This is a genomic window from Nitrobacter sp. 62-13, assembly GCF_001896955.1.
GTDB lineage: Bacteria > Pseudomonadota > Alphaproteobacteria > Rhizobiales > Xanthobacteraceae > Nitrobacter.
The window spans coordinates 27,618-29,725 of the sequence record NZ_MKRN01000027.1; the positions used below are offsets into that span (position 1 = coordinate 27,618).

The window sequence follows — 2,108 nt, forward strand, 5'->3', positions numbered from 1 at the left end:
CGGGAAGAAAATCCTGAAAGATCGCATTGGTCTGGTTCAGGCTCGACCGGCCTCCTTCCGCGGTCCCGAACAGCTTGATAGCCCCGTATCGGGCTTCAGCCCTGACCGACTGGATCAGATCGGTCGAGCGCAGATTGTAGGTGCTGGTGTCGGCAATGGTCGATGTGGAATCCAGCTTGAGATCTTCGTCGCCGATCGAACCACGCAGGATCACCTTGCCGCCGCGAGAGGGCGTCAACAGCGGCTGCGCATAGTGTACGGTGTCGGCTTCCGCCGCGACGCCCAGCGTGTAGCCGTCGGCTTTCATTCCCGCCGCCAGTGCAGTATCGGCCGCGACGAACGCGCTGCCGCTGCCCTGCCCGCTCGAAAACTGCGGATTGGAATCGAAGCCGCCGCGCAACCGGAACGACGCGGTGAAGTCGTCTTCAGCGGATGCATGGGAGCCGATGAGGCCGAGGCAGCCGGCGAGAAGAAGTACTCGTGGTAGATACATACGCTCCTCGCAATACTTCGCAGAGGAAACGAATACTTGGAGCGTATGGTTATCGGATCATGAAAATCGGCATCGGCTGCGCAGTGATACGGATGGGGCGAACCCAAGGCTACCGTTGCGGGCCGCCGCATCGGCACGCCGTTGCCGGCGAGCGGTGCCAATTCGCCCGGGCATGCTGACAGGCTGTCGAAACTTCTTATCAGACGCTGACCGAAAGCGATTGAGCAACTGCGGAGGAGATCGCCTCGGTTTCGCGCTGGATCGCCTGCTGCATGAGGCTATAGGACGATGATGCGGTGCCTGATGTCGACGAGGATGGCGGCGACGTCAACGTCACCTGGGTTCCATCCGCAAGCGTGGTTGTGGTGGTGACCGATCCGTCGCTGTTCGTGGTCGAAGCAGATGGTCGATCGCCGCGAGTAGTGAATCGGGACTCGTCCCGCCAGCACCGCTGGATCCGTCCGCGCTGCCAGAGCCATCCGAACCCGCGACATGGTGGTGGCGGCCATGACCGTGTTCGTGTCCGCCCGCGCCCTTCAGGGCCGATGTCATCTCGTCGAGGCTCACCGAGCCGTCGCCATTCGTGTCCAGCTTGCCGAACACGTCGTCGGCCTGCGCCAGGTTGGTGCCGCCGGCGCCGAGCGCAGTTTCGAATTCGGACTTGCTGATACGGCCGTCGCCGTTGCCGTCGATCTGCGAGAACAGATCCTGCAACGCAGCGGACGCGCTGACGGCAGACGCCGATGTGCCCGGCGACTGTCCCTGTGCCGCAAGCAAGGCGCTCATGGTGGCCGGCGAGATGCAGGCTCCCGACCCGCAGCCCGATGAAGCCGTCGGCCCCATTGGGCTCGCGCCGCCGCTGACCGGATCGAATGACCCCGGTGCAGGCTGGCCGACCCCGGTCTTCACCTTCGAGGAGGCCGACGACGCCAGCGATTGAAATGCTTCGATCGCCGACGACACGGCCCCCAAGGCAAACAGCATGGCCAAGCTCCCGATCCGTGCCGCGCGCGGCGCAATCCCGTTCGGCAACAAGTCCAGCAAATGCCGTGCCACCACGAAACGCCGATAAACAGGGAGTTTCCGCGCGACGCCCCGGCGAAACCGGGGCAGAACATGCCGCTTGCGGCAGAACTTGCCGCGGCCTGCGTCACCCCGATCAGTCGATGCCGCGCATTGCCCCCGGGCGCGGCCCATGTTAGGCGAGGCTTTCTCAAGCCCGCAGAAACTCCCGGAAACGTTCATGTCTCAGACTTTTGCGCCGCGTCCTCTCGTCATCGCACCGTCGATCCTGGCCTCGGACTTCTCGAAGCTGGGCGAGGAGGTTCGCGCCGTCGACCAGGGGGGCGCCGACTGGATCCACCTCGATGTGATGGACGGCCATTTCGTGCCGAACATCTCCTACGGCCCCGATGTCATCAAGGCGATGCGCCCGCACACGAAGAAGATCTTCGACGCCCACCTGATGATTTCGCCCTGCGATCCCTATCTCGAAGCCTTCGCCAAGGCCGGTTGCGACCACATCACGGTTCACGTCGAGGCCGGGCCGCACCTGCATCGCTCGCTGCAGGCCATTCGCAACCTCGGCAAGAAGGCGGGCGTCACGCTCAATCCC

The 2,108-nt window shown here is 64.0% G+C and carries 3 protein-coding genes and 1 pseudogene; 1 reads left to right on the forward strand and 3 read right to left on the reverse strand.

Annotated features, from left to right (window positions below; all coding sequences use genetic code 11):
• The 3 genes and pseudogenes from BGN91_RS03845 to BGN91_RS03850 form a co-directional block, all read right to left on the reverse strand.
• Positions 1 to 493: pseudogene (locus tag BGN91_RS03845) on the reverse strand (hypothetical protein); the annotation flags it as partial.
• 199 nt (positions 494 to 692) lie between these two features.
• Entirely contained in the window at positions 693 to 830 is a 138-nt protein-coding gene (locus BGN91_RS17635) for a hypothetical protein (protein WP_366408236.1), read from the reverse strand.
• A complete protein-coding gene (locus tag BGN91_RS03850; protein ID WP_366408238.1) occupies positions 827 to 1,477 on the reverse strand; it encodes an EF-hand domain-containing protein in 651 nt (216 codons plus the stop codon). Before BGN91_RS03850 ends, BGN91_RS17635 begins: the two co-directional genes overlap by 4 nt.
• Positions 1,478 to 1,736: 259 nt before the next feature.
• On the opposite strand from BGN91_RS03850, the gene BGN91_RS03855 reads away from it, so the two are divergent.
• The coding region (locus BGN91_RS03855) for a ribulose-phosphate 3-epimerase (RefSeq protein ID WP_292610679.1) at positions 1,737 to 2,108 on the forward strand (372 nt) is incomplete at its 3' end.